Annotated in this window: 23 protein-coding genes; 12 read left to right on the top strand and 11 right to left on the bottom strand. The window is 61.2% G+C overall.

The features are described from left to right. Window positions 1–5 precede the first annotated feature (5 nt). The 7 genes from AC1MDC_RS16980 (at window position 6) to AC1MDC_RS16950 (ending at window position 7,888) form a co-directional block, all read left to right on the top strand. The gene (locus tag AC1MDC_RS16980) at window positions 6–1,130 is read left to right on the top strand and encodes a mannuronate-specific alginate lyase (RefSeq protein ID WP_085702516.1); all 1,125 of its coding nucleotides are present in this window, start codon (window positions 6–8) and stop codon (window positions 1,128–1,130) included. A 212-nt stretch (window positions 1,131–1,342) separates the two neighbouring features. Then, complete coding sequence (locus tag AC1MDC_RS16975; RefSeq protein ID WP_480393385.1) at window positions 1,343–2,908, top strand: MBOAT family O-acyltransferase; 1,566 nt, start codon at window positions 1,343–1,345, stop codon at window positions 2,906–2,908. Window positions 2,909–2,918: 10 nt separating this feature from the next. Then, window positions 2,919–4,091 carry an alginate O-acetyltransferase gene (locus AC1MDC_RS16970; RefSeq protein ID WP_227234514.1) on the top strand — a complete coding sequence of 391 codons (1,173 nt, stop codon included), beginning with the start codon at window positions 2,919–2,921 and terminating at the stop codon, window positions 4,089–4,091. Between the two features lie 14 nt (window positions 4,092–4,105). Further along, the gene (locus AC1MDC_RS16965) at window positions 4,106–4,762 is read left to right on the top strand and encodes an alginate O-acetyltransferase AlgF (protein ID WP_085698534.1); all 657 of its coding nucleotides are present in this window, start codon (window positions 4,106–4,108) and stop codon (window positions 4,760–4,762) included. Between the two features lie 213 nt (window positions 4,763–4,975). Then, window positions 4,976–6,427 (top strand): mannose-1-phosphate guanylyltransferase/mannose-6-phosphate isomerase, encoded by a 1,452-nt coding sequence (locus tag AC1MDC_RS16960; RefSeq protein WP_085698533.1) that lies wholly within the window; start codon window positions 4,976–4,978, stop codon window positions 6,425–6,427. Between the two features lie 136 nt (window positions 6,428–6,563). Further along, a complete protein-coding gene (locus AC1MDC_RS16955; RefSeq protein ID WP_266202105.1) occupies window positions 6,564–7,028 on the top strand; it encodes a multidrug transporter in 465 nt (154 codons plus the stop codon). Between the two features lie 35 nt (window positions 7,029–7,063). Continuing rightward, window positions 7,064–7,888, top strand: a complete 825-nt coding sequence (locus AC1MDC_RS16950) for an SDR family oxidoreductase (protein WP_480393384.1) — start codon at window positions 7,064–7,066, stop codon at window positions 7,886–7,888. Between the two features lie 80 nt (window positions 7,889–7,968). On the opposite strand, the gene AC1MDC_RS16945 is transcribed toward AC1MDC_RS16950, so the two are convergent. The 4 genes from AC1MDC_RS16945 to AC1MDC_RS16930 all read right to left on the bottom strand — a co-directional run bounded on the left by AC1MDC_RS16945 (window position 7,969) and on the right by AC1MDC_RS16930 (window position 12,874). Beyond that, window positions 7,969–8,835 (bottom strand): efflux RND transporter periplasmic adaptor subunit, encoded by an 867-nt coding sequence (locus AC1MDC_RS16945; RefSeq protein ID WP_085698530.1) that lies wholly within the window; start codon window positions 8,833–8,835, stop codon window positions 7,969–7,971. Window positions 8,836–8,852: 17 nt separating this feature from the next. After that, on the bottom strand, window positions 8,853–9,053 hold the full coding sequence (locus AC1MDC_RS16940; protein ID WP_085702513.1) for a DUF1656 domain-containing protein: 201 nt from the start codon (window positions 9,051–9,053) through the stop codon (window positions 8,853–8,855). Further along, window positions 9,043–11,235: an FUSC family protein gene (locus AC1MDC_RS16935; RefSeq protein WP_480393383.1), complete on the bottom strand. Its 2,193-nt coding sequence runs from the start codon at window positions 11,233–11,235 to the stop codon at window positions 9,043–9,045. Before AC1MDC_RS16935 ends, AC1MDC_RS16940 begins: the two co-directional genes overlap by 11 nt. A gap of 139 nt (window positions 11,236–11,374) precedes the next feature. Next, a complete protein-coding gene (locus AC1MDC_RS16930) occupies window positions 11,375–12,874 on the bottom strand; it encodes an efflux transporter outer membrane subunit (RefSeq protein ID WP_480393382.1) in 1,500 nt (499 codons plus the stop codon). Between the two features lie 182 nt (window positions 12,875–13,056). Here AC1MDC_RS16930 and AC1MDC_RS16925 point away from each other — a divergent pair, with 182 nt between their 5' ends. The 4 genes from AC1MDC_RS16925 (at window position 13,057) to AC1MDC_RS16910 (ending at window position 17,012) form a co-directional block, all read left to right on the top strand. Further along, on the top strand, window positions 13,057–14,025 hold the full coding sequence (locus tag AC1MDC_RS16925) for a LysR family transcriptional regulator (RefSeq protein WP_085698526.1): 969 nt from the start codon (window positions 13,057–13,059) through the stop codon (window positions 14,023–14,025). Window positions 14,026–14,342: 317 nt separating this feature from the next. Next, window positions 14,343–14,717 carry a DUF6124 family protein gene (locus AC1MDC_RS16920; RefSeq protein ID WP_085698525.1) on the top strand — a complete coding sequence of 125 codons (375 nt, stop codon included), beginning with the start codon at window positions 14,343–14,345 and terminating at the stop codon, window positions 14,715–14,717. A gap of 625 nt (window positions 14,718–15,342) precedes the next feature. After that, window positions 15,343–16,317 carry a 2-hydroxyacid dehydrogenase gene (locus tag AC1MDC_RS16915; RefSeq protein ID WP_085698524.1) on the top strand — a complete coding sequence of 325 codons (975 nt, stop codon included), beginning with the start codon at window positions 15,343–15,345 and terminating at the stop codon, window positions 16,315–16,317. A 191-nt stretch (window positions 16,318–16,508) separates the two neighbouring features. After that, window positions 16,509–17,012: a DUF2165 domain-containing protein gene (locus tag AC1MDC_RS16910; protein WP_085698523.1), complete on the top strand. Its 504-nt coding sequence runs from the start codon at window positions 16,509–16,511 to the stop codon at window positions 17,010–17,012. A gap of 11 nt (window positions 17,013–17,023) precedes the next feature. Here the strand turns inward: AC1MDC_RS16910 and AC1MDC_RS16905 are convergent, their stop codons facing one another. Beyond that, entirely contained in the window at window positions 17,024–17,926 is a 903-nt protein-coding gene (locus tag AC1MDC_RS16905) for a DMT family transporter (protein ID WP_085702510.1), read from the bottom strand. 139 nt (window positions 17,927–18,065) lie between these two features. Between AC1MDC_RS16905 and AC1MDC_RS16900 the strand changes: the two genes are divergently transcribed. Further along, window positions 18,066–18,941, top strand: a complete 876-nt coding sequence (locus AC1MDC_RS16900) for a helix-turn-helix domain-containing protein (protein ID WP_227234507.1) — start codon at window positions 18,066–18,068, stop codon at window positions 18,939–18,941. On the opposite strand, the gene AC1MDC_RS16895 is transcribed toward AC1MDC_RS16900, so the two are convergent. The 6 genes from AC1MDC_RS16895 to AC1MDC_RS16870 form a co-directional block, all read right to left on the bottom strand. Then, entirely contained in the window at window positions 18,942–21,371 is a 2,430-nt protein-coding gene (locus tag AC1MDC_RS16895; RefSeq protein WP_480393381.1) for a TonB-dependent siderophore receptor, read from the bottom strand. It lies immediately after the preceding gene. A 207-nt stretch (window positions 21,372–21,578) separates the two neighbouring features. Then, a complete protein-coding gene (locus AC1MDC_RS16890) occupies window positions 21,579–22,568 on the bottom strand; it encodes a FecR family protein (protein WP_480393380.1) in 990 nt (329 codons plus the stop codon). Beyond that, window positions 22,565–23,131: an RNA polymerase sigma factor gene (locus tag AC1MDC_RS16885; RefSeq protein ID WP_480393379.1), complete on the bottom strand. Its 567-nt coding sequence runs from the start codon at window positions 23,129–23,131 to the stop codon at window positions 22,565–22,567. The genes AC1MDC_RS16890 and AC1MDC_RS16885 overlap by 4 nt, the downstream gene beginning before the upstream one ends. 1 nt (window position 23,132) lies before the next feature. Continuing rightward, on the bottom strand, window positions 23,133–23,459 hold the full coding sequence (locus AC1MDC_RS16880; protein WP_085698517.1) for a DUF3325 domain-containing protein: 327 nt from the start codon (window positions 23,457–23,459) through the stop codon (window positions 23,133–23,135). Then, entirely contained in the window at window positions 23,460–25,049 is a 1,590-nt protein-coding gene (locus AC1MDC_RS16875) for a PepSY-associated TM helix domain-containing protein (RefSeq protein WP_480393378.1), read from the bottom strand. Then, the gene (locus tag AC1MDC_RS16870; protein ID WP_480393377.1) at window positions 25,046–25,351 is read right to left on the bottom strand and encodes a DUF3649 domain-containing protein; all 306 of its coding nucleotides are present in this window, start codon (window positions 25,349–25,351) and stop codon (window positions 25,046–25,048) included. The genes AC1MDC_RS16875 and AC1MDC_RS16870 overlap by 4 nt, the downstream gene beginning before the upstream one ends. Between the last annotated feature and the right edge of the window lie 50 nt (window positions 25,352–25,401).

Below are 25,401 nucleotides of genomic sequence, written 5' to 3'. Positions count from 1 at the left end.
CTGCTATGCGAAATCCGAAACTGAAAACTCTGTTGGCGCCAACGCTGCTCGGACTGGCGATCTTCGCCGGCACCGCGCAGGCCGCCGCGCCGCTGCGTCCTCCTCAGGGCTACTTTGCGCCTGTGGATAAATTCAAGACCGGCGACAAGAGCGAAGGCTGCGACGCAATGCCGACGCCGTACACCGGACCGCTGCAATTTCGCAGCAAATACGAAGGCTCGGACAAGGCCCGCGCGACACTGAACGTGCAGTCGGAGAAAGCCTTCCGCGACACCACCAAAGACATCACCACCCTGGAGCGCGGCACCGCCAAGCGTGTCATGCAGTTCATGCGCGACGGTCGCCCGGAACAGCTCGATTGCACACTGAACTGGCTGGTTAATTGGGCCCGGGCGGATGCATTGATGTCCAAGGACTTCAACCACACCGGCAAGTCGATGCGCAAATGGGCGCTGGGCAGCATGGCCTCGTCGTACATTCGCCTGAAGTTCTCCGACTCCCATCCGCTGGCCCAGCACCAGCAGGAAGCACAGTTGATCGAGGCCTGGTTCAGCAAATTGGCCGATCAGGTGGTCAGCGACTGGGACAACCTGCCGCTGGAAAAAACCAACAACCACTCGTACTGGGCCGCCTGGTCGGTGATGGCGACATCGGTCGCGACCAACCGCCGCGACCTGTTCGATTGGGCGGTCAAGGAATACAAGGTCGGCGTCAACCAGGTCGATGCCGACGGCTACCTGCCCAACGAACTCAAGCGCCAGCAACGCGCCCTCGCCTATCACAACTACGCCCTGCCGCCACTGGCGATGATCGCCAGTTTTGCGCAGGTCAACGGTGTGGATCTGCGTCAGGAAAACAACGGCGCGCTGAAACGTCTGGGTGATCGGGTGCTGGCCGGGGTGAAAGACCCCGATCAGTTCGAGAAGAAGAACGGCAAAGAGCAGGACATGACCGACCTGAAACAGGACATGAAATTCGCCTGGCTCGAGCCGTTTTGCACGCTCTACACCTGTTCGCCGGATGTGCTGGAGAAGAAGCACGGGATGCAGCCGTTCAAGACGTTCCGACTCGGCGGCGACCTGACCAAGGTCTACGACCCGTCCCATGAAAAGGGCAACAAGGGTTCCTGAGGACACTGATAAACCCTGTGGGAGCGAGCTTGCTCGCGAAGAGGATCCGACATTCAAAAATGATGTCGTCTGGCACACCGCTTTCGCGAGCAAGCTCGCTCCCACAGGTTAAGTGTCAGGTTTGAGATGTGTGAGTTAGCTCTCCAGTTTTCAGCGGGGGGTTTGGGGGGGCTTTGGCCCTTGACTGTTGGTTCAAACATGGAGAGATCGGGATGGTATTTTCATCCAACGTGTTCCTGTTTCTGTTCTTGCCGATCTTTCTCGGCTTGTACTACCTGAGCGGGCAACGCTATCGCAACCTGCTGCTGCTGATTGCCAGCTACGTGTTCTACGCGTGGTGGCGGGTGGACTTCCTGGCGCTGTTCGCCGGCGTCACCCTGTGGAACTACTGGATCGGCCTGAGAGTCGGCGCCGCCGGCGTGCGCACCAAACCGGCCCAGCGCTGGCTGCTGCTCGGCGTGGCGGTGGACCTGTGCATCCTCGGCTACTTCAAGTACGCCAACTTCGGCGTCGAAAGCATCAACGCGATGATGACGTCGGTCGGTCTCGAGCCGTTCATCCTGACCCACGTGCTGCTGCCGATCGGTATCTCGTTCTACATCTTCGAGTCGATCAGCTACATCATCGACGTCTACCGCGGCGACACCCCGGCCACCCGCAACCTGATCGACTTCGCAGCGTTCGTGGCGATCTTCCCGCACCTGATCGCCGGTCCCGTGCTGCGTTTCCGTGACCTGGCCGACCAGTTCAACAACCGCACCCACACCCTCGACAAATTCTCCGAGGGCTGCACGCGGTTCATGCAGGGTTTCATCAAAAAGGTCTTCATCGCCGACACCCTTGCCGTGGTCGCCGACCATTGCTTCGCCCTGCAAAACCCGACCACGGGCGATGCCTGGCTCGGCGCGCTGGCCTACACCGCGCAGCTGTATTTCGACTTCTCCGGTTACAGCGACATGGCCATCGGCCTGGGCCTGATGATGGGTTTCCGCTTCATGGAAAACTTCAAGCAGCCGTACATCAGCCAGTCGATCACCGAGTTCTGGCGCCGCTGGCACATCAGCTTGTCGACCTGGCTGCGTGACTACCTCTACATCACCCTCGGCGGCAACCGCAAAGGCACGCTGATGACCTATCGCAACCTGTTCCTGACCATGCTGCTCGGTGGTCTGTGGCACGGCGCGAACATCACCTACATCGTCTGGGGTGCCTGGCACGGCATGTGGCTGGCGATCGAAAAAATGCTCGGTCTCAACACTTCGCCGCGCAGCCTCAACCCGATCCGCTGGGCGCTGACCTTCCTGCTGGTGGTCATGGGCTGGGTGATCTTCCGCGCCGAGAACCTGCACGTTGCCGGCCGCATGTACGGCGCGATGTTCAGCTTCGGCGACTGGTCGCTGTCGGAACTCAATCAGGCCAGCCTGACCGGCCTGCAAGTGGCGACTCTGGTGGTGGCCTACGTGACCCTGGCGTTCTTCGGCCTGCGTGATCTGTACACCAACCAGCCGCCGGTCAAGAGCAAACCTGAGGTCAACGTCGAGGCCAACGGCCCTGCCACGGCGACTCCAGGTCTGATCAAAGCGGCTCCGGGTGAAAATCCGGCGAGCATCCACGAGCCTGGCTACACCGTCGGCGTCGAAGCCCAGGTGCAACCGGCCTACTGGACCGCGGACTGGTCGCGCTACGTGATGCGCGGGCTGATCCTGCTGCTGTTCATCGCCTCGATTCTCAAACTCTCGGCGCAAAGCTTCTCGCCGTTCCTTTACTTCCAGTTCTGAGGGATCTGACATGACCCGCTCATTACGCATCTTCTACATCGCGCTGTTTCTGCTGACCCTGCTGGTGCTCGGTCTGTGGTCGGTGCGCAGCTTCTTCGGCTTCAGCACCAACGCCGATGCGACGGTGCTCAACGGCCGCTGGACCAAAGCCGTGGAAACCCACTACGACGATGAATTCCCGATCAAGCGCCTGGGCACCAACCTCTGGGCCGCGCTGGATTTCAAACTGTTCAACGAAGGTCGTCCGGGCGTGGTGCTCGGTCGCGATCAGTGGTTGTACAGCGATGAGGAATTCAACCCGATCGTCAACGAAGAGCTGAACCTGCAAGGCAACTATGCGCTGGTCGAAGGCGTGCGCCAGACCCTGAAAGAGAAAGGCGTGAAACTGGTGATGGCGATCGTGCCGGCCAAGGTTCGCCTGTACCCGGAACACCTGGGTGAAGTGAAACCGGCGAGCATTCACGCCAACCTTTATCAGGACTTCCACGCCCGCGTCGCGGCCGACAAGATCCTCGCCCCCGACCTGCTCGGCCCGCTGCAAGCGGCCAAGCAGAACGGTCAGCAAGTGTTCCTGCGCACCGACACCCACTGGACTCCGGAAGGCGCGGAAATCGCCGCCAACACCCTGGCCAAAACCATCGCTGACAAGTTCCCGCTCAGCGGCGAGCCGCAGCGCTTCGTCACCACCCCGGCGGAAAAGGTCACGCACAAGGGCGATCTGCGTCTGTTCCTGCCGCTGGATCCACTGTTCGAAAACCTGATGCCGGCCAAAGAGCCGCTGCAAAAGCGCAACACTGTGGCCGCCGAACAACCTGCCGGTGACGACGCCCTGTTCGCCAACAGTGAAGTGCCGGTGGCACTGATCGGTACCAGCTACAGCGCCAACCCCAACTGGAATTTCGTCGGTGCGCTCAAGCAAGCGCTGCACAGCGACGTCGTCAACTACGCCGAGGACGGCCACGGCCCGATCCTGCCGATGCTCAGCTACCTGAAAAGCGATGACTTCAAGAACAGCCCGCCACAGGTGCTGATCTGGGAGTTTCCTGAACGATATCTGCCTGTGAACAACGAAATCGGCGACGCCGACCCACAGTGGGTCGCAGAGCTTAAACAAGCCGGCGCGCGCCAACAAAACGTAGCTGTAAACACTAAATCCGAGACGCCCGATCGGGCGCAAAACTGAAAGAGAGGTACACCATGACTTTCACTACAACTCCTCGTCGTCTCGCTAAACGCATTGCTCTGGTCGCCGGCCTGAGTGTGTTGTCGGTCCAGGCCTTTGCCGGTGGCGACGCTGCGCTGTACGGTCCGACTGCACCGAAAGGCTCGACCTTCGTCCGTGTCTACAACGCCAGCAATGCTGAAGTCAGCGCCACTGTCGGCAGCACCAATCTGAGCGACGTCGCGCCGCTGGCCAGCAGCGACTTCAGCTTCATGCCGGGCGGCGACTACAGCGCCAAGGTCGGCAGCCAGACCCTGCCGGTGAAACTCGCCGGTGATCACTACTACACCCTGGTCAACAACGCCTCCGGCGCGCCGCAACTGATTGAAGAACCACCGTTCAAGAACAAGCAGAAATCCCTGGTGCGCGTGCAGAACCTCAGCGACAAGTCGCTGACCCTGAAGACCGCCGACGGCAAGACCGAAGTTGTGCCGAACGTGGCCGCCAAGGGCCGTGGCGAACGTGAAATCAACCCGGTGAAAGTCAGCCTGGCGCTGTACGAGGGCGACAAGAAAGTCGGCGACGTGAAACCGGTCGCCCTGGAGCGCGGTGAGGCAGCAGTGCTGTACGTCACCGGCAACGGCAGCAACCTGTCGCCAGTCTGGGTAAAACGCCCGGTATCGACCCGCTAACCATTTCCCGACCTGACGCATATCCCCTGTGGGAGCGAGCTTGCTCGCGAAAGCGGTCTGACATTCAACAGATGTGTCGACTGATACGCCGCCTTCGCGAGCAAGCTCGCTCCCACAATGAATCGGGTTGTCAGTTCGGGTACGCGACAAAAACAAGAGTGAAACGACACAGGTTCGTGGCTCTAACCCAATCGATTTTATGGAGTAAACAATATGATTCCGGTGATCTTGTCAGGTGGTAGCGGTTCACGTCTTTGGCCGCTTTCGCGCAAGCAGTTTCCCAAGCAGTTCCTCGCCCTGACCGGCGAACACACGCTGTTCCAGCAAACCCTCGAGCGCCTGGTGTTCGAAGGCATGGACACCCCGATCGTGGTCTGCAACAAGGATCACCGCTTCATCGTCAACGAGCAGTTGGCCAACCGCAATCTGGAATGCCAACGCATCCTGATGGAACCGTTTGGTCGCAACACCGCGCCGGCCGTGGCGCTGACCGCGATGATGCTGGTCAATGAAGGTCGCGACGAACTGATGCTGGTGCTGCCGGCCGACCACGTCCTCGAAGACCAGAAAGCCCTGCAACGCGCCCTCGCCCTGGCCACCGTCGCCGCCGAAAACGGCGAGATGGTGCTGTTCGGCGTGCCGGCCACCAAACCGGAAACCGGCTACGGCTACATCAAGTCCACCGGCGATTCGCTGCTGCCGGAAGGCGTCAGCCGCGTCTCGCACTTCGTGGAAAAACCCGACGTCAAACGCGCCACCGAATACGTCGAGTCCGGCGGTTACTACTGGAACAGCGGCATGTTCCTGTTCCGCGCCAGCCGCTTCCTCGAAGAGCTGAAAAAGCACGATCCGGACATCTACGACACTTGCCTGCTGACCCTCGAACGCAGTGCTCAGGACCCGGACACCATCACTTTCGATGAAGCCACTTTCGCCTGCTGCCCGGACAACTCCATCGACTACTCCGTGATGGAAAAAACCCAGCGCGCCTGCGTGGTGCCACTGACTGCCGGCTGGAGCGATGTCGGCTGCTGGTCGTCGCTGTGGGAAGTCAACGAGAAGGACGCCAACGGCAACGTCAGCAAGGGCGATGTGGTGATCCAGGACAGCAAGAACTGCATGATCCACGGCAACGGCAAACTGGTGTCGGTGATCGGTCTGGAAAACATCGTGGTGGTCGAAACCAAGGACGCCATGATGATCGCCCACAAGGACAAGGTCCAGGGCGTCAAGCAGATGGTCAACACCCTCAACGAGCAGGGCCGCAGCGAAACCCAGAACCATTGCGAGGTTTACCGTCCGTGGGGTTCCTACGACTCGGTGGACATGGGCGGTCGCTTCCAGGTCAAGCACATTTCGGTCAAGCCGGGCGCGTGCCTGTCGCTGCAGATGCACCACCACCGTGCCGAACACTGGATCGTGGTCAGCGGCACCGCCGAAGTGACCTGCGACGAGAACGTGTTCCTGCTGACCGAAAACCAGTCGACCTACATCCCGATCGCGTCGGTGCATCGCCTGCGCAATCCGGGCAAGATCCCGCTGGAAATCATCGAAGTGCAGTCGGGTTCGTACCTGGGTGAAGACGATATCGAGCGCTTCGAAGATATCTACGGTCGCTCCACCCCGATCGAACGCGGCGTGTCGGTGAAAACCATCGCGCAGTGATCGCTCCGTAACAGGAAGCCCCCGTCCAGCCCGCTGCGTCCCCTATCCGCAACGGGTTGGGCGGGGGCTTTTTTTTTCGCCAACCTCGTCCAGGCTTAGGTAGGATGAACCTTCCCTGCCCACGAGGTTTCGCGACATGTTCATCGGCGTCTTGCTGGTCATCACCTGGCTGATCCTGCTGTTGCGTTATCCGGCCAAAGCCTTGCCGGTGTCCATAGCCGCCGCCGTGGGCCTCGGGTTGGTGGCGATGTGGGTGGTGTGGCTGGACAACCGTGAGATCAAGCAACTGGCGCGGCTTGAACTGCGCATCGTCTATGCCCCCGAACACTGCCCCGCCGACCGTCCGCTGTTGCTCAAGTTGAACAATGGCAACGACGTGCCGCTGACCGAACTGCGCTGGCGCATTGCCGCGTACGCGCCGGGCGATACCGTGAACCTGGCCGACAATCAATACGCCGCCCCACGCTATCGCGGCCCCGGCGAATTGCAGGCCGGTGGCAACTGGGAAGACTGTTTGCCGATGCCGCCACTGCGTCCCGGTTATCGCCCGCAAACCCTGGAGTTTCGCGCCGAGCGATTGCAGGGTAGTTTCTCCGACTGATCCCCTCTCCCACTGTTTTGCACAAGGAATGCGCCATGCCCGTTGCGTTGATTACCGGTTGTTCCAGCGGCATCGGCCGCGCCCTCGCCGATGCCTTCAAAAGCGCCGGCTACGAGGTCTGGGCCAGTGCGCGCAAGACCGAAGATGTCGCGGCTCTCAGTGCCGCCGGGTTCACAGCGGTGCAGCTCGACGTCAATGACAACGCAGCGCTGGAACAACTTGCCGAACGAATCAACCAGCAACACGGCGGCCTCGATGTGCTGATCAACAACGCCGGCTACGGCGCCATGGGCCCATTGCTCGATGGCGGTGTGACGGCCATGCAGCGCCAGTTCGAAACCAATGTGTTTTCGATTGTCGGCGTGACCCGTGCGCTGTTCCCGGTACTGCGCCGGGCCAAAGGCCTGGTGGTGAATATCGGCAGTGTTTCCGGGGTGCTGGTCACGCCATTTGCCGGCGCCTATTGCGCGTCGAAAGCGGCGGTGCATGCACTGAGCGATGCGTTGCGCATGGAACTGGCGCCGTTCGGGATTCGCGTGATGGAAGTGCAGCCGGGGGCGATTCAATCGAGCTTCGCCAAGAATGCCGGGCATGAAGCCGAACAACTGATCAACGAACAATCGCCGTGGTTTCCACTGCGCGAAGGCATCCGGGCGCGGGCCAAGGCGTCCCAGGACAAACCAACGCCGGCCAGCGACTTTGCCGCCGAGTTGCTCAAGGCTGTGCAGCAGAGCAAACCGCCACGGCTGATCCGTATCGGCAATGGCAGCCGGGCGTTGCCGTTGCTGGCGACGTTGTTGCCAAAAGGGTTGCTGGAGTCGACGTTGATGAAGCGCTTCGGGTTGCGGGGGCAGCTTTGAATACAGGACGTGACGCAGAGCGTCACAGGATGCATTCCCACGCAGAGCGTGGGAACGATCAATGAAGGCGTTGCGGTCTGTCAGTTATCCACAGCGCCCTGCTTCACCACCACGGTGCAGGTAATCCCTGCCGCCAGCAGCACACCTTCCGGCACTTCATCGATGTGAATCCGCACCGGCACCCGTTGCGCCAGACGCACCCAGTTGAAGGTCGGGTTCACATCGGCGATCAGCTCGCGGCTTTCCGGGTTGTCGCGGTCGTAGATGCCGCGAGAAATGCTCTCCACGTGGCCCTTGAGGACTTCTCCGCTCATCAGTTGCATGTCGGCTTTGTCGCCGACCCGCACGTGAGGCAGTTTGGTTTCTTCGAAGAAGCCGTAGACCCAGAACGAGTTCATGTCGACCACGGCCATTTTCGCCTCGCCGATGCGCGCGTAGTCACCGCGATGGACGTTGAGGTTGGTCACGTACCCGTCCACCGCCGCCCGCACTTCGGTGCGTTTGAGGTTGAGTTCGGCGGCTTCCAGCTGCGCCTGGGCCTGTTGGTAATCGGCCAGTGCGGAGTCTGCGATGTTGCTGGCGTCGTCGCGGTTTTCCTTGGAGATCACCAGGTTGTCCAGGTCGGCGCGGCGATGGGCGTTGACCTTGCGCATCTCCCACGTGGCCTTGCGCGAAGCGACCAGCGACTGCGCCTGCTTCACCGCCAGGCGGTAGTGCTCGGGATCGATCTGCATCAGCAGATCACCTTTCTTCACCAACTGGTTGTCGCGCACCGGCACGTCGACCACTTCACCGGTGACGTCGGCGGCGACGTTGATGATGTCGGCGCGGACCCGACCGTCGCGGGTCCACGGGGTGTTCATGTAGTGCTCCCACAACGTGCGGCCGATCCACAACGCCAGGGCCAGCACCAGCAGGGTCGCGAGCAGGCTGAAAAACTTTTTCATCGGGACAATTCTCAGACTCAACGGTAGACAGTCAGCGCCATCGCGCCGAACAGACAGGAAAACAGGCTCAGGCGCAGCAGCGCCGGGTGCCAGAAGAAGCGGTACAGATCGAACCCGGACAAGAACCGATCCAGCGCCCAGGCCAGTGCCGCGGCGATGAAAAACATCAGGGTCATGGTCGGCATGTACACGCCGTGGAAGGCGATTTCACGAGGCATGGGCAAGTCCTTCGGGCTTGGCGATGGCGTAGGCAGCAAGGGGCGATTGCGGGTCGAGCAACGAGGTGCGGATGAAGTGCAGGTAGCTTTTCACCCGCCGCAGGGCCGAGGTATCGAAGTGCGGTGCGAACGGTTCGTCAGTGGCGGCGACCCGGCTGATCGCGTGATCGACCGCCACCAGCGCACGTTCCAGATTGCTCGAGTTCGGTTGCAGGAACAGGCGCACCAGCGAGCGCCCCATGACCCGGATTGCCTGGCGCCATGGCTGCGATTCGGCATAGGCCGGATGCACCGGCAGGATCGCCTGTTCCTTGCGCAGCTCGATGATCGCGTGGCCGACTTCCAGCACCACGAACATCCAGCGCAAGAGGTTTTTCTGCACCAGCGGCTGACCGGCCGCCAGACCGTAAGCCTGATGCATCAAGTCGCGGGTACGGCTTTCGAAACTCGACGCCAGACCCTTGAGTTTGCCGCTGATCGCGTACACCACTTGCCCGCGCAAATCCTGTTCCAGACGCTGCCACAGCCAGCGGCTGTTCGGCGGCAGAATGATCGCCCCCGCCGCCGCGCAGACCAGCATGCCCATGACCATGGCGATGTAGTCGTTGATGAAGGTGTAGGGGTTGTAGATGGTCAGGTTGTCCGGCACCGAACCGGTGCTGAAAAAGATCAGCAAGCCAAGACCGACACCGGCGTATTGCGGCCGCGAAGTGAGGAACGAGCCGAGCACGATCACCGGCGCAAGCATCACGCACAGCAGCGGGAAACCATCGATCCACGGGAAGATGAAAAACATTTCGACGAAGCCGATCAGCGCCCCCAGAAACGTGCCGCACGCCATTTGAAACGCCATGCGTTTCGGGTTCGGTGTCGCCGCCGACAGGCCCACGGTGGCGGCAGCGATCAGGGTCATGGTCGCGCCGCTCGGCCACGCGGTGGCAACCCAGTAACTGCCGAGCACGACCAGGATGAACGCAGCACGAATCCCCGAAGCTGCTGCGGCCCACCAACTGGTCTGCGGGGTGAACGGCTCGTCCCAGCGCTCGCGTTCGTGGCTGTGGTCGGCCAGCGAGGCGTGGGTCTGTGCATAACTGTGCAGGTCATCGACGAAGCGATAGAGCAGCTCGTACGCGGTGTGGAAATCCAGTTGCTCGGCGTCGCTCGGTTCGCTCTCCTGAAAGATCGCCCGCAGGCTGCGCACCCGCGCCGGCAAGCCTTCCTTGTACGCCGCGAGCGCGAGCGCCAGACGCGCCGCGTCCGGGCTGGTCAGGGCGCGGCCGCTGAACCCGTCGAGCACTTCGGCCAGATCCTGCAGGCCCGGTTTGATCGCCGCCACGACATGCGCTTCGTCATTGACGCGCAGACGCTCGAGCAACTGATGCAAGGCGTTGAACCGGGTGGTGATGCCCATGAACTCGCTGTTCAGGCGACTGAGACGACCGTTGCGCCGACGCATGTGCGGGTCTTCGAACACGGTCACGCTGCGCAGCCCTTCCAGCCCCACCGCTTCGGCGATGAAGCGCACGTTGCTGGCCTCGAACGACTCCGGCTTGCTGCGCCCGCGCAAGCCGTCGGTGACGAACAGGGCGAACACGCCGAAGCGCTGATACAAAGCGTTGCGCATCGCCGCGCTGGCGGTTTGCGGCAGGATCGCGGCGCTGACCAGCGTCGAGCAGAGAATCCCCAGCGAAATCTCCAGCACCCGCCACACCGCCGCCATGAACGCGCCATCGGGATGGGCGAGCGCCGGCAGGCCGACCATCGCCGCCGTATACCCGGCCAACACAAAACCGTAGGCGCGGAAGTTGCGGCAACGGGCGGCGCCGGCCGAGCAGACGCCGACCCAGATCGCCAGCGAACCGAGGAACAATTCAGTGTTCTGGGCGAACAGGGAAATCAGCGTGACCATCATCGCCGACCCGGCCAGGGTGCCGAGGAAGCGATAGAAACTCTTGGCGAACACCTGGCCGCTCTGCGGCTGCATGACGATGAACACCGTGATCATCGCCGTGCGCGGTTGCGGCAGTTCCAGGCGCATCGCCAGCCACAGGGTCAGGAATGCGGCGATCAACACCTTGAAGATGTAGACCCAGGTCACGCCGTCGCTGCGTGCCCATTCGAAGAAACCCCGGCGCCATTCCAGGGAGTAGAGCCAGCGCAAGGGTGCGGGCAAGGGAGTCATTCAATTATGCTCAATGAGTTTCAGGTCGGACCCATACCCTGTGGGAGCGAGCTCGCTCGCGAATGCGGTGTATCAGCCGACATGTGTGCTGGCTGACACTCCCGCTTCGCGAGCAAGCTCGCTCCCACAGATTGTGTTTTCAACGCAGGAGAACCGGGGTTTTCGGGGCGGCGGTCTGTTCGGTGGTCGGCACGTCTTTACCCGCGCCAAGACCGCCGCCCAATGCCGTCACCAGTTCCGCATGGGCGCTCAAGCGCGCCGCCTGCACCTGCTGCTGAACCTGTTGCTGTTTGAACAGCAGGGTCTGGGCGTTGAGCACGTTGAGGTAATCGGTGAGGCCGCGCTGGTAGGCGATCATCGCGATGTCGTAAGTCTTCTGCGCGGTGGCCACGGATTCGGCGGCGAACGTCTGCTGCTTGTCCATCGACTCGCGGCGGATCAACTGGTCGGAGATGTTCTTCAGCGCATTGACCAGGGTCTGGTTGTAATGCGCGACGGCGATGTCATAGCCCGCCGAGGCCTCACCGAGTTCGGCACGCAGTCGCCCGCCGTCGAAGATCGGCAGCGAGATCGCCGGCCCGACGCTGTAGTTGAGCTTCTTGCCGGTCAGAAACTCCAGCGCCCCGCCGCCGGTGGCCATGTAGCCGAGGCTGCCGACCAGATCGACGTTGGGATAAAACCCGGCATGCGCCACATCGATCCCGCGCGCCTGCGCCGCCACTTGCCAGCGACTGGCAACCACGTCCGGGCGCTGGCCGAGCAGTTCGGCGGGCAATGCCGACGGCAGTTTCAGCGCCGCGCCGAGGGACAGGGTCGGACGCTGCAACTGCGCGCCGGCGCCCGGCCCTTTGCCGGCCAGTGCCGCAATCTGGTTGCGGCTCAGGGCGATTTCCTCGTCCAGCGCATCCAGTTGCCGATGGGTTTCCGGCAGCGGGGTTTCAGCCTGACTGACTTCGAAGTGCGTACCGATCCCGCCGCTCAGGCGTTTCTGCGCCAAATCGAGAATCTGCTGTTGCTGCTTGAGCGTCGCCGCGACGATGTCGCGCTGGGCGTAATGCAGCGACAGCTCGATGTAGGCGCGCACGATGTTGTTCTGCAATTCGAGTTGCGCCTGCCGCGCCTCGGCAGCGCTCATGTGCGCCAGATCGACGGCCCGCTCGGTGCTGTTGCTTTCACGGCCCCAGAGGTCGAGGGCGTAACTGAAACCCAGCGCGGCGTTGTTGTCCCAAGTCGTGGTATTGGCCAGCTCACCGGGGCCATAGAACTGGTCGGTCGGCCAGTTGTGACGTTTGAGGGTCGACTCGCCATTGATCTGCAACGACTCGGCGGCTTCGGCGACACCGGCCATGGACCGTGCCTGACGCACTCGCGCAGCGGCCATCGCCAGGGTCGGGCTGCCTTGCAGGGCAAGGTCGATCCAGCGGTTGAGTTGCGGGTCGCCGTAGGCTTGCCACCATTGGGCGGTGGGCCAGTTTGCGTCACGGGCGGCGTGGGCGATGGCCTCGTCGGTGGCCAGTTCATTGGCCTCCAGAGCCTTGCCCTGCGGGGCAATCCCTCCGGTTCCGATGCAGCCGCCAAGACCTAACGAAAAAGCCAGAACACTGAGCGGCAAAAGCGCTCTGTTGATGCGACGCGGCACTGCTGCGAATTCCTGAGGTGGGAGATGTTTCGAGGTGGGCGCAATTCTAGGGGGCGCCCTGAACGGCGATAAGCTGGGTTTTCTGCGAATCTTTGTTACGGTTAACGAGATAATCCCTTGGTCGGGGGTCTCAGCCCCTGAAACTTCGTGTCACAATTTGCCATCTCCCTTGAGAGCACCCCATGGACACATTGCAAAACATGCGCGCCTTCAGTTGCGTGGCCGAAGCCGGCAGCTTCACCGCCGCCGCCGTGCAACTCGACACCACCACCGCCAACGTCTCGCGCGCGGTCTCCAACCTTGAGGCCCACCTGCAAACCCGCCTGCTGAACCGCACGACGCGGCGCATCGCACTCACCGAAGCCGGCAAGCGCTACCTGCTGCGCTGCGAGCAGATCCTGGCCTACGTCGAAGAGGCCGAAGCCGAAGCCAGCGAAGCCCACGCGCGCCCGGCCGGTCAGTTGAAAGTGCACACCATGACCGGCATCGGCCAGCACTTCGTGATCGACGCCATCGCCCGCTACCGCAAGACCCACCCGGACGTGACCTTCGACCTGACCATGGCCAACCGCGTGCCGGACCTGCTCGACGAAGGCTACGACGTGTCCATCGTCCTCGCTCGCGAGCTGCCGGACTCAGGCTTCGTCTCGCAACGTCTGGGCATCACCTACAGCATCGTCTGCGCCTCCCCGGCCTATGTGAAAGCCAACGGCTGCGCACAAAAACCCAGCGACCTGCTGAACCACGCCTGCCTGCGCCTGGTGAGCCCGGTGATCCCCCTGGAAAAATGGGCCTTCGACGGCCCGGACGGCCAGGAAATGGTCACCATCAACAGCTCGCCGTTCCTGGTCAACTCCGCCGACGCGATGAAAACCGCGATCACCAGCGGGATGGGCGTCGGCGTGTTGCCGGTGTACGCCGCCATTGAAGGCCTGCGCAATGGCTCGTTGGTACGGGTCATGCCCAACTACCGCTCGCAGGAACTGAACCTGTATGCGATCTACCCGTCGCGGCAGTATCTGGATGCGAAGATCAAGACCTGGGTCGAGTACCTGCGTGGCTCGTTGCCGGAGATATTGGCGGGGCATCAGGCGGAACTGGCGGCTTATGAAATGAGTGGAAGTCTGGCGGGGGCTCGGGTGGCGAATTGACTTGGCCGTCCTACAGACGGGCTGGTTTTTGGCGGATGTTTCCGACAAGTCGTGTCGGTTGTCCCTCGGAAACGAGGTGGATAGGCTTTTGGGGTCGCTGACGCATCGGCGGCCGGGTCTGGAAAACCCGAAGTTCAGGATCACAGCCCATGACATAATGCGGCGTTTTTTCGCGACGTTATGGTAGCTGTACGTGGGAGACCTCCGGGTCTGCCGGGTTTGATCCTTTCCGGTTTTTCCAGTCCGCGTACAGCTGCCACCTCTTTCGCCTGGAAAACGAAGAATGGCAGCTCCTCCAAGACTTAAGGATCTATGCCATGAAAAAACTTACTCCGAATCCCCCTGAAACCAACGACACCTCGCCCTACGAGTCCGCCGATTCAAAAAAACTCCACGAGGCTGCCGAACGCGCCCTCGACCATCACCTCAACCCCTTCCCGAAAAAATGCTCCAGTCGCCGACCAAGCAAGATGTTCCAGGTCGCCCCGGACATGGACGACGAAAGCCTGCTGGCCCACGCCTGCGAATCCCTGGCCACCGCCAGTGCCATGGCCAGTGATGTAGCGGCTTTTTTCGACACACCGCAGCGGCACCGCATCCTGGGTATTCAGCAAGTAATCATGCTGGCGGAACTGGCGGTGAATCGGGTGCTGGACAACGTCGAAGTTCAGCGTTGCCCAACACACAGCTAAGCCGTTCCGACAAAACCGACCTGCCAGCGCCGACTGCATTCGCTGGCAGATCGATTGGGACGCAGAGCGTCCCGGGCTGCATTCCCACGCGGAGCGTGGGAACGATCAAAGCAAAAGCAGTCCGCTTTCTGCTTTCTGCTTTCTGCTTTCTGCTTTCTGCTTCTGCTTCTGCTTTCTGCTTCTGCTTTCCGCTTCCCACCACTCAACACAATGAGCGTTAGCTCGAGTACCGCTCTTGACGTACCGGCCCCATCGGAAGGCTGAGTGTAGGGATTGATCCGGGGGTGGGAGCGAAGCGACCGTTTGGCGAAGCCAAACACATCGAGAGGAGGTGCAGCGAAGCAAACCGTAGGCGATGCCCCCCGGATCAATCCCGGAACGAAGGAACACCGAGCCACAGCGAGGTGCCGAACGCAGGGGCCAAGCCTTTTTGGTTACTTTTGAGGCGTTTGTCAAAAGTGACCCGCCGTAAGGGCGGAACCATAATCCGCAACATCCGAAAAAACGGATATAAACCCAAAACCCCAAAATTCTGGTCGGCCCAAAGGCCGCCAAGACAACTCCAAACAGAAAATGTTAGCTTGCTTGGCAATCACGTAAGCCGCCAAGCCCGAGCCCAATGCCAATGAAAAAAACAGTCCTGGCCTTCAGCCGAATCACCCCACCCATGATCGAACGTCTGCAACAGGACTTCGACGTCATCGTCCCCAACCCGAAAAACGGCGACATCAACGCCCAGTTCAACGAAGCCCTGCCCCACGCCCACGGCCTGATCGGCGTCGGACGCAAACTCGGCAAGGCCCAACTGGAAAACGCCGCAAAACTCGAAGTGGTCTCCAGCGTCTCCGTCGGCTACGACAACTACGACCTCGCCTACTTCAACGAACGCGGGATCATGCTCACCAACACCCCGGACGTCCTCACCGAAAGCACCGCTGACCTGGCCTTCGCCCTGATCATGAGCAGCGCCCGCCGCGTCGCCGAACTGGACGCCTGGACCAAGGCCGGCCAATGGCAGGCCAGCGTCGGCGCATCGCTGTTCGGCTGCGACGTATACGGCAAGACTCTGGGCATCGTCGGCATGGGCAACATCGGCGCCGCCGTCGCCCGTCGCGGCCGCTTCGGCTTCAACATGCCGATTCTCTACAGCGGCAACAGCCGCAAGACCGGACTGGAACAGGAACTCGGCGCGCAGTTCCGCAGCCTTGACCAACTGCTGGCCGAAGCCGATTTCGTCTGCCTTGTCGTGCCACTGAGCGACAAAACCCGCCACTTGATCAGTCATCGCGAACTGGCGCTGATGAAGCCGGACGCGATTCTGGTGAACATCTCCCGCGGCCCCGTGGTCGACGAGCCGGCACTGATCGAAGCGTTGCAGAACAACCGCATTCGCGGCGCCGGCCTCGACGTCTACGAAAAAGAACCGCTGGCCGAATCGCCGCTGTTCCAGCTGAAAAACGCTGTCACCCTGCCGCACATCGGCTCGGCCACCAATGAAACCCGTGAAGCCATGGCCAACCGTGCGCTGGCCAATCTGCGCAGCGCCCTGCTCGGCGAACGGCCGCAGGATCTGGTTAATCCGCAAGTCTGGAAGGACTGACGATCCACGGGGCTGGAGTAAAAGTTTCCCGGCCCCGTCTGTTTTAAACCTGTTTCCCAAATGGCCTGAAGTTATTAACCCCCTTTAACTACACAACTTGAAAACGACTCCTCACCCAACTTCTTTATACTCGCTATAGAATCCCGAGAGTCATCTGCCAACGGACAGACACTACTCACGGAGAATCAATAATGACTTATCTTAAAACCTCCCAACTTATTCGAAGAAGTAAAGTTGCAATCGTTTTCATGGTAGGTATTCTGGGCGCCCTGATTGTTTTCAGCAACGCCACCGATTACAACTCAAACTACATTTACCTTGGTCATATCCTGAGCATGGATACGACAGGCAGCCATTTGATGTACCGGTCGATCAACTCGGAAATGATGCATCACCGGATCTACTGGATGATCATGACACTGGAGACCATATTTACTTCAGCCTGCCTGTTGGGAGGCTATCAACTTGCAAAGAATATAAATGCATCAGACGAGCAGTTTCATGAAGCCAAGAAATATGCCGTACTGGGATTTCTCGTGGCGCTGTTTATTTATTATTTTTGCCTGCAAGTCATTGGCATTGAATGGTTCGACATGGATCAATCAGAAGACTGGAATGCCATGAAGTGGGCACAAAGCATTGTCGACTTTCTATTACCGGCACTTATCTTTCTGGTAATGAAAGTCGACAGTTGAACATTCAATATTCAATGTGCAGGTTTGGCGACCATGGCAATGTCGGGTTTGGGTTTGCGAAACACCAACACATTGCCCAACATCACCAGCACCAGACCCACCAATGCCGGCGCCGTCCATTGATAGCCTTCGGCAAAGGCCGAAACGTTCAGCGCCACCACCGGGAACAGCACGGTGCAATAAGCTGCGCGTTCCGGCCCCATGCGACCGACCAGCGTCAGGTACGCGGTGAAACCGATCACCGAACCGGGGATGACCAGGTACAGCAGAGCGCCGATGTAGCGCGACGTCCATTCCATCTCGAACGGAATGCCTTTGACCAGGCACCACACCGACAGCATCGCTGCACCGTAAGCCATGCCCCACGCATTGGTAGTCAGCGGCTTGAGACCGGCCTTCTGTTGCAGGCTCGACAACATGTTGCCCGCCGAAAAACACAAGGTGCCGCAGAGTGCCAGGCCAAGGCCGAGCAGGGTTTGCGGACTGGCGTGATGCCCGGCCAGTTCGGGCCAGAACAACAGGCCCAGACCACACAGCCCCAGCGCCCCACCCATCAGCACATTGCGCGCGATACGCTGGCCGAAGAACACCCGCGCATTCAGCGCGTTCCACAAGGTCGCGGTGGAAAACACCACCGCCACCAGACCGCTGGGAATCCACTGACTGGCGGTCAGGAAACACATGAAGTTGACGCAGAACAGGCACAAGCCCTGCGCCACACAGATCAAATGCCCGCGCCGGTTCATCGGTTGCAGGCGACGGCTGAGCAGCAACAGCGCAAACAGCACCAGCGCGGCGAGACCGAAGCGATAGACGATCGACACCGGAATCGCCACCACGCCCAGTTGCCACTTCAGGGCGATCCAGGTGGTGCCCCAGATCAGCACGGTCAACAGATACAACGACAGGTTCATGGCAGACACTCCTTGATTGGCTTTCAGTGTCCGCCTGTGCCCTCGCCCCTCGCTTGCATAAACTTGCGCTTTTGTCGGTGCGCAGGCTGCCAGCGCGAAATCCAGGGAGTAGGATGCAAGGCGTTGAAGAGAACCGATCATGGCCGCCATCGATACCCTGCAAGTCTTTCAAGCGCTCAACAATTCGCCCAATGCACGCCTTGTGCACAGCGCCGAACTGGGTGACGGCTTGTCTGCAGCTTTGTGGACCAATCACCACGACGCCCAGGAATATGAAGCGCCAAGCCATCACACCCTCTCCTGCTACATCGCTGGCGGCACCGGTACCTTCCGCCGTGGCGAACCCGCTATCAAGGGTGGCCCGGACAAGTTGTGCATCCTGCCGGCCGACCATGAATCGGGTTGGGTCATCAACGGTGATATTCGTCTGGCCCACCTGTATTTCAGCGCCGAACAATTTGCCCTCGGTTGCGTGACGCTGCTGGACCGCGAGCCACGGGAAATGCAGTTGCGCGAACAGACTTTTCTGGAGGATCCGCAACAGGCCCGACGGTTTCGCCAGTTGCTGACGCTGAACTGGGACGAACCCGGCGAGCGTTTACTGACCAGTAGCCTGGCCCACGAATTGATCAGCCATACCTTGCTGAGTCAGGTCGGCGTACGTCAGGGCTTGCGCCTCAAGGGTGGGCTGGCGCCGCATCAACGCCGGCAACTGGCGGAATTCATCGACAGCCAATTGGCCGAGCCGATCAGCCTCGGGCAACTGGCGGGGTTGTGTGCGTTGTCGGAATACCACTTTGCGCGGATGTTCCGGGTGAGTTTTGGCTTGCCGCCACATCAGTACGTGCTGGCGCGGCGCTTGAGCCGGGCGCGGGAGTTGTTGCGCGCAACGGCGTTGCCGCTGGGGGAGATTGCTCTGGCGTGCGGATTTGCCAGCGCCAGCCACTTCACCAACCGCTTTCGCCAGGTGCTGGGTGGAACGCCCGGCGAGTATCGCCAGGCGTTTTTGCGCTGATCAGAACTCCAGGGTGCTCGACAACGAAATCTGCCGCGAATCGCCCATCGACACGAAGAACCGGCTCGCCGCCGAGGTGTAGTAAGTGCGGTCGAACAGGTTCTTCACGTTGAGCTGGAACTTGACCTTCTGCCCCTCAACCCGGGTGTCGTAAGTGGCGAACGCATCGGCCACGGTGTAGCTCGGAAGATCGAAATCATTCACCGCGTTACCCGCTCGTTCACCGACATAGCGCGCTCCGGCACCGACCCGAAGCTGATCGCCACCGATCACGCTGCCGAAGTCATAGACCGCCGACAACGAGCCGCTATTCTTCGCCACGTTTTGCAGCCGGTTGCCTTTGTAGTCCGGATCTTCCGTGACCTCGGCGTCGGTGTAGGCGTAGCTGCCGATCATGCTCCAGCGGTCGCTGAGCTGGCCGGTCAGATCGACTTCCAGACCACGGGAGCGTACTTCACCGGCGGCGCTGTAGATCGTGGTCGGGCCTTCGGCGTTGGCCACCAGCACGTTGCGTTTCTTGATGTCGAACAGCGCGACGTTGCCGGTGATGCGTCCCGGTATATCCAGACGTGCGCCCAGCTCCCAGGATTTGGCTTCTTCCGGCGCGATGCTGCCGTCGAGCACGGTACTGCTGCCGCTCAGCGGGGCGATGGTCGAGTTGGGTTTGAACGATTCGGTGTAGCTGCCGTAGAACGACAGTTCGTCGGTGTAGCGATACACCAGACCTGCGCGCGGCACCCACTTCTGGCCGTTGCTGTCGGTGTTGGCCTTGAACGGCACGCCTTTGCCGGCGTACTGGTCGTACTCCTGGAAACGCCCGCCAGCTACCAGGATCCACTGGTCGTTGAGGTGGATCGAGTCCTGCAGGAACACCGAATCGCTGCGCAGCAGATCGGTCTGCGCGCTGTCCGCCGGGCTGACGGTGGTGCCTTCAACTTCACGGCCGTAGACCGGGTTGACGTAACTGAAGGTGCTCAGGCTTTTCTGGCGGATCAGGTCGGCGCGATAGATCTTGCGGTATTCGTCGTCGACGCCGAACACCAGGTCATGTTGCATGCCCAGCACGTTGACCTTGCCTTCGAGGCTGGCGGTGGTGAAACGGTCGGTGCTGATCGCGCCTCGGGTGCCATCCATGCTGCGGGTCAGCGTGCCTTTTTTGGTGTCGATCGCGGTGACGCGAACCTGGCTGGCATCGTAGGTTTCGCGGTTCCAGCTATAGCCGAAATGGGCTTTCCAGTCGTCGTTGAGTTCGTGGTCGGCCTCGAAGTGATAGAGATCCGAGCGCCCTTCCATGTCGTTGAATTTTTCGTCGAGGCGCTCGTTGCGCGAGATGTCCAGCGGATGGTTGGTGCGTGGGTCGATCAGGGTTCCGCGATCAAATGGCGTCAGAAATTCTCGATGCTCGTAGGCGAACAACAGCTTGGTTCGCTCGCCATACCAGGCCAGCGACGGCGCGATCAGGGTTTCACGATGCGTGCCGAAGTTGCGCCAGTAATCTTCGTCTTCGTGATCGAGCACCATGCGATACGCGAGGCCGGAATCCCCCAGTGCGCCAGTGCTGTCGAAGGAGCCGCCGCTGCCATTCTTGCCGTCGCCGTAGGTCGAGCCGCGCAGCGTCAGGGCGTTGTACTGGGTCAGTTCGGGCTTCTTGCTGACCATGTTGACCACGCCGCCCGGATCCTGAATCCCGTAGAGCAGCGAGGCCGGTCCCTTGAGCACTTCGACGCGATCAACGGTCGCGTTCAAGCCACGGCCCTGCACCACCGGCATGCCGTCGCGCATGATCGAGCCGTTGCGGTTATCGCCGAAGCCACGGGTCATCACCGAATCCTGGGTACTGCCCAAAGTGTTGCCCTGGGTAATGCCGCTGACGTTGGCCAGGGCGTCATCGAGATTGCGGGGTGCCTGATCGCGAATGACCTGGGCCGGGATCACGTTGACGGTCTGCGGAATTTCCTGCAGCGAAGCGGAAGAACGCATCACCGAACTGGTTTCCGGTGGCTGATAACTCATCGGCTGGTTGGCCACCGAGGTGATGGTGGTCGCGCCGAGGTTCAATGCGCCTGCGGTCGGTTGCGGTTCGAGCGCCAGGGTATGGCTGTCGGTGCGACGGAAGGTCAGGCCGGAGCCTGTGAGCAGACGTTGCAGCGCCTGTTCGACACTCATCTGGCCGTTGAGCGCTGGAGCGGTCAGACCGTAAGGCGCCTCATCGGTGTAGACCACGCTCTGTCCGGTGACGCGGCTGAAATCACTCAGGGCCTGAGGCAGCGGCTTGGCTGCCAGAGAAAAACTGAATTGCTTTTGCGGCTGACTGCTGACTGTTTCAGCGGCCAGCGCCACGCTCACCGGCAACAGGGCCAACGCCGAAAAACCCAAGGCCGAAACGCCTAACCACTGTTTGACCAAACCCGATTTTGCCCTGGACTTCATTGCTCATGACCTGTGTAGAACCGCAACGGATGCGAATGACTCGCAGTTTCAGTCACTACACGGATGGCGTCCGGGTTTACCTCACCACAAAGTTGAAAATATTTTCGTTGTCGCTGCCGACGCCTTCGCGAGCAAGCTCACTCCCACCTCCCACCTTGGAATGCACTCCCTGTGGGAGCGAGCTTGCTCGCGAAGGGGCCAGCAAAGTCAGCGAAGAATTATCAGATGCCCCAGCACTTGATGCTGCTCGAATCCCAGAACCCCTTGCAGGGAATTCAAAACGGCTTGCGGATCCTTGCTCGGAAAGCTGCCGCTGACCTTTCGTGCGCCCAGTTCGTCGTTGAGCAACACGATCCGTCCGGGGTAATAGCGGCGAAGATCCTGCACCACATCGGCCAGTGTCGACTTGTAGTAAGTCAGCCAGCCCTGACGCCACGCCAACTGCGTTTCGCTGTCTACGGCATGCAGTTTTTCCGCAGTGCCTGCGCCGTACGCCACTTGCTGGCCGGCGGTGAGAATCTGCTGCTCGGCATCACGCGCCGCCGTCACACCGACGCGTCCTGACAGCACGGTGACCTGCGCGCCATGAGGTTGCAGGCGCACTTCGAACTGCGTGCCGAGCACCCGCGCCCGGCCCTTCTCGGCCTCGACCACAAAAGGATCACCGGTGTGGGTCACGCTGAAAAATCCGGCGCCGCGGCGCAATTGCACATGCCGCTCGCCGTGATTGAAATTCACCGCGATGGCGCTATCCGCGTCCAGCGTCACCTGCGATTGATCGGCCAGGGTCACGGTGCGGATCTCGCCCGGTGCCGACACGTAATCGGCGCCCAGATCATCGATCCAGCGCTGCGGCTGCCAACCTGTCCCGAGGCTGATCATCAACAGCAGACAGGCCGCCATCGCCAGCGCGCCAGTCCAGCGTCGCAGCGGTACACGGCGCGGCCGGTCCATCGCATCAAGCAAACCCTGCAATGCCAGCGCGTCTTCGCCGGCCAAGGTGCGCGCCGGCTCTTCGCTCAATTCCCACACCACTTGCGCCTGGGCATAGGCCTCGGCGTGGGCCGGGTCAGCGTGCAGCCACTGGCTGAAGGTCAATTGATCACCGGTGCTCGGGTGATCGTGCAGCAGGCTCAGCCAGGCGAAAGCGGCCTGTTCCTGAGCGGGCGTCGGGATGACGCGGTCGGTGTTGTTCACGGTGCTTTCCCTGGCAGGCGTGGCGCGGGTTCGCGCAGGCTGGCCTTGCAGGCCTCGAGGGCGCGCATCATATGTTTTTCCACAGCGCTTTGGGACAGGCCCATGGCCCTAGCGATCTCGGAGTACTTGCGCCCGTGGATGCGATTGAGCAAAAAGATCTGCCGCGTGCGTTCGGGCAACGCACGCAACGCCGCTTCGACGTGGCGCAAATCGTTGCCCGCTTCGAGCGCCGCCTGCGGTTCGCTGGCGCTGCTGTCGGGCTCATCCGGTTGCCAGCCTTCGTTGACCCGCACCCGCGCGCCTTCACTGCGCAAATGATCGATGGCGATATTGCCGGCACAACGCAACAGATAAGTGCTGAGCTCTTCGACCTGCACCAACGGCCGACGCCAGAAACGCAGGAACAGGTCCTGCACCAGATCCGCCGCCGTCGCCCGGCAACCGACGCGCCGGTTCACCAGCGCTTCCATCTGCGAACGCTGGGACAGGAACACCTGAAGAAAATGCGCACGGGCGCCATGGGGTTCGTCGTCGCGGTGTTCGGGAGGATGGCCGATCAGCATGTCAGTTCAAGACCCACGCAGCGACCGGGCTGGCGAGCAGGCTCAGTCCGGCCATGGTCAATGCCAGACGCGGGCGATAGGGCAACAACAGCACCAGCGTCAACGCACTGAGCATCAATACCGCGCACCAGTGGACCAGGCCGAAGCTCCAGCCTTTCATGGAAACCGCCGCCCAGAGCGACAACCCCAACAACAACCAGCCCGCCAGTTTCAGACCTTGACGAAGGCGAGCTGAAGGTTTGTGGCCCAGCAGTTCTTCGTGATGCCGGGGCATCGCCAGGCACAGCGCGGTGAATGCGCAATAGCAAAGCAACAGCGCAAGCAACATTCAATTCGCCCCTTGCTCAAGGGTGATCGGCCGGGTCTTTTCGCGGACCGGTTTTATCACGCTGACGGAGTGCCCGGCGCGCTGCATTTTCCGGGCGGCCCAGGCCAGGAAGAGTCCGCTGCCCAGACACGTCAGGTCAAAACCGGCCAAGACCCAGTCGCCTTCGGGCACTGTCACGCCGAGGTGATAAGGCGTGGTCAGGCCATTGAGAACCGGCACCGCGACAAACAACGCGGCCCCCAGCGACAGCTGTTCGACCCAGGCCTTGCGCCCCGGCCGCAACATCGCATGGGCCACGCTCAGCCCCCAGGTGATAAAGAACGCGTTCACTTCCCAATCGGCACGCCCGGCCAGACTCACCGGCAGCAGACGATTGGCCCAGAAGAACACGGCAATCGCTGCCACCAGCCCGGCCATGCTGGCGATGTTCAACACTTCAACCAGCCGCAATTCGAAAGGCATCACACCGGTTTTGGCGTGTTTAAGCTGACGCTTGCCGAGCCAGATCACCAGCCCGGTACCAATCATCGCCGTGCCCGCCAGACCGCAGATGAAATACAGCCAACGCAACACCGGCCCAGCAAAGTGGCCCATGTGCAACCCGTAGAAACTGCCGGCAATCGCCATCGCCATTGGCTGCTCAGGCACGCTGCCAATGATTTGTCCGCTGACACCGTTGAAGGTTACGGCGCTACCGGAGTCGTTCACCACACGGTCGGAGCTCGCGCGGGACATCACCACCGAGGCATTGGCGTCGCCCGGATTGTTGACGCTGATACGTCCGACATGCCCGCCCGACCATTGCTCGCTGGCCGCCAGCACAAGGGACGCCAGCGGTGCCAGTGTCGCCGGTTGATTGGCTCGCTCGGGAATATTGGAGGCGGGAAATACCTCGTCGTAAAACGCCCGGACGTTGTCGCCGTACGAAGCCAGAATGCTTGCCGGCATCACCATCGACATGAAAATCACCAAGCTGCTGTAGGTGATCATCAGATGAAACGGCAGCACCAGCACGCCCACCGCATTGTGCCCGTCGAGCCACGAACGCTGGCCCTTGCGCGGGCGGAAGGTGAAGAAGTCCTTGAAGATTTTCTTGTGGGTGATGATCCCGGTGATCAGCGCGACGAACATCACCATGGCGGCGATGGTCGAGAGCCAGCGGCCCCACGGGTAAGGCATTTGCAGCTGGAAATGGAAGCGATAGAAGAACTCGCCGCCCATGCTTTCCCGGGCCTGTACTTCGGCACCGGTCTCTGCGTCGAGGGTCTTGCGGATGAATGCGCCGCGTTCGCCGGGCCTGGCGGGCGACTGCTGCCAGCCCACGCTCAGGCCGGGATCGCGGGCGTCGGGCAAACCGATGATCCAGCGTGTGGCGTCGGGGGCTTGTTGTTGCAGATACTGCTGGGCCAGCGTCAGGCTTTTTTCGGCATCCAATGGATGGGCGACGATCTCCGGCCGCATCCAGTGACTGGTTTCATCCTTGAAATAGGCCAGGGTTCCGGTCAGGAAAATCGCGAACAATAGCCAGCCAAAGACCAGCCCGGTCCAGGTGTGCAGCCAGGCCATCGCCTGCCGAAAGCCTTCTTTCATGCCAGCCCCAGACCGCGCGCAGCCCCGGACACGGTCGCCAGGATCACGCTCGGCACCAGCAGACCGACCCACGCCGACCACGCCGTACGACAGGCGAAACACCAGAGCACCGCCACCAGATAGACCAGAAACGAAACGGTCATGCCGGTGACAACCGCTTCGGCGCGGTTCAGCGGCAACCACAGTGTCAGCGTGACACTGGCCAGCGCCGCGACCAGATAGCCGCCAAGCACCGCCGCGAGCACCCGCGAAGTGACGGCCAGACGATAGGACATGGGGAGAGTGGCGAGTTTGGCTTTCATGTTTCGACCCTGAAACGGTTAACGCCCGGTCAACAGACCGGGACGGCAGG

The sequence above is a fragment of the Pseudomonas sp. 1 genome, assembly GCF_056626735.1.
This window is presented reverse-complemented; position numbering and strand designations above follow the sequence as displayed.

What these genes read in the sequence shown, in the direction of transcription:
- AC1MDC_RS16980 (WP_085702516.1), top strand. Translation starts at nt 6, where the DNA reads ATGCGAAATCCGAAACTGAAAACTCTGTTGGCGCCAACGCTGCTCGGA.
- AC1MDC_RS16975 (WP_480393385.1), top strand. Translation starts at nt 1,343, where the DNA reads ATGGTATTTTCATCCAACGTGTTCCTGTTTCTGTTCTTGCCGATCTTT.
- AC1MDC_RS16970 (WP_227234514.1), top strand. Translation starts at nt 2,919, where the DNA reads ATGACCCGCTCATTACGCATCTTCTACATCGCGCTGTTTCTGCTGACC.
- AC1MDC_RS16965 (WP_085698534.1), top strand. Translation starts at nt 4,106, where the DNA reads ATGACTTTCACTACAACTCCTCGTCGTCTCGCTAAACGCATTGCTCTG.
- AC1MDC_RS16960 (WP_085698533.1), top strand. Translation starts at nt 4,976, where the DNA reads ATGATTCCGGTGATCTTGTCAGGTGGTAGCGGTTCACGTCTTTGGCCG.
- AC1MDC_RS16955 (WP_266202105.1), top strand. Translation starts at nt 6,564, where the DNA reads ATGTTCATCGGCGTCTTGCTGGTCATCACCTGGCTGATCCTGCTGTTG.
- AC1MDC_RS16950 (WP_480393384.1), top strand. Translation starts at nt 7,064, where the DNA reads ATGCCCGTTGCGTTGATTACCGGTTGTTCCAGCGGCATCGGCCGCGCC.
- AC1MDC_RS16945 (WP_085698530.1), bottom strand. Translation starts at nt 8,835, where the DNA reads ATGAAAAAGTTTTTCAGCCTGCTCGCGACCCTGCTGGTGCTGGCCCTG.
- AC1MDC_RS16940 (WP_085702513.1), bottom strand. Translation starts at nt 9,053, where the DNA reads ATGCCTCGTGAAATCGCCTTCCACGGCGTGTACATGCCGACCATGACC.
- AC1MDC_RS16935 (WP_480393383.1), bottom strand. Translation starts at nt 11,235, where the DNA reads ATGACTCCCTTGCCCGCACCCTTGCGCTGGCTCTACTCCCTGGAATGG.
- AC1MDC_RS16925 (WP_085698526.1), top strand. Translation starts at nt 13,057, where the DNA reads ATGGACACATTGCAAAACATGCGCGCCTTCAGTTGCGTGGCCGAAGCC.
- AC1MDC_RS16920 (WP_085698525.1), top strand. Translation starts at nt 14,343, where the DNA reads ATGAAAAAACTTACTCCGAATCCCCCTGAAACCAACGACACCTCGCCC.
- AC1MDC_RS16915 (WP_085698524.1), top strand. Translation starts at nt 15,343, where the DNA reads ATGAAAAAAACAGTCCTGGCCTTCAGCCGAATCACCCCACCCATGATC.
- AC1MDC_RS16910 (WP_085698523.1), top strand. Translation starts at nt 16,509, where the DNA reads ATGACTTATCTTAAAACCTCCCAACTTATTCGAAGAAGTAAAGTTGCA.
- AC1MDC_RS16905 (WP_085702510.1), bottom strand. Translation starts at nt 17,926, where the DNA reads ATGAACCTGTCGTTGTATCTGTTGACCGTGCTGATCTGGGGCACCACC.
- AC1MDC_RS16900 (WP_227234507.1), top strand. Translation starts at nt 18,066, where the DNA reads ATGGCCGCCATCGATACCCTGCAAGTCTTTCAAGCGCTCAACAATTCG.
- AC1MDC_RS16895 (WP_480393381.1), bottom strand. Translation starts at nt 21,371, where the DNA reads ATGAAGTCCAGGGCAAAATCGGGTTTGGTCAAACAGTGGTTAGGCGTT.
- AC1MDC_RS16885 (WP_480393379.1), bottom strand. Translation starts at nt 23,131, where the DNA reads ATGCTGATCGGCCATCCTCCCGAACACCGCGACGACGAACCCCATGGC.
- AC1MDC_RS16880 (WP_085698517.1), bottom strand. Translation starts at nt 23,459, where the DNA reads ATGTTGCTTGCGCTGTTGCTTTGCTATTGCGCATTCACCGCGCTGTGC.
- AC1MDC_RS16875 (WP_480393378.1), bottom strand. Translation starts at nt 25,049, where the DNA reads ATGAAAGAAGGCTTTCGGCAGGCGATGGCCTGGCTGCACACCTGGACC.
- AC1MDC_RS16870 (WP_480393377.1), bottom strand. Translation starts at nt 25,351, where the DNA reads ATGAAAGCCAAACTCGCCACTCTCCCCATGTCCTATCGTCTGGCCGTC.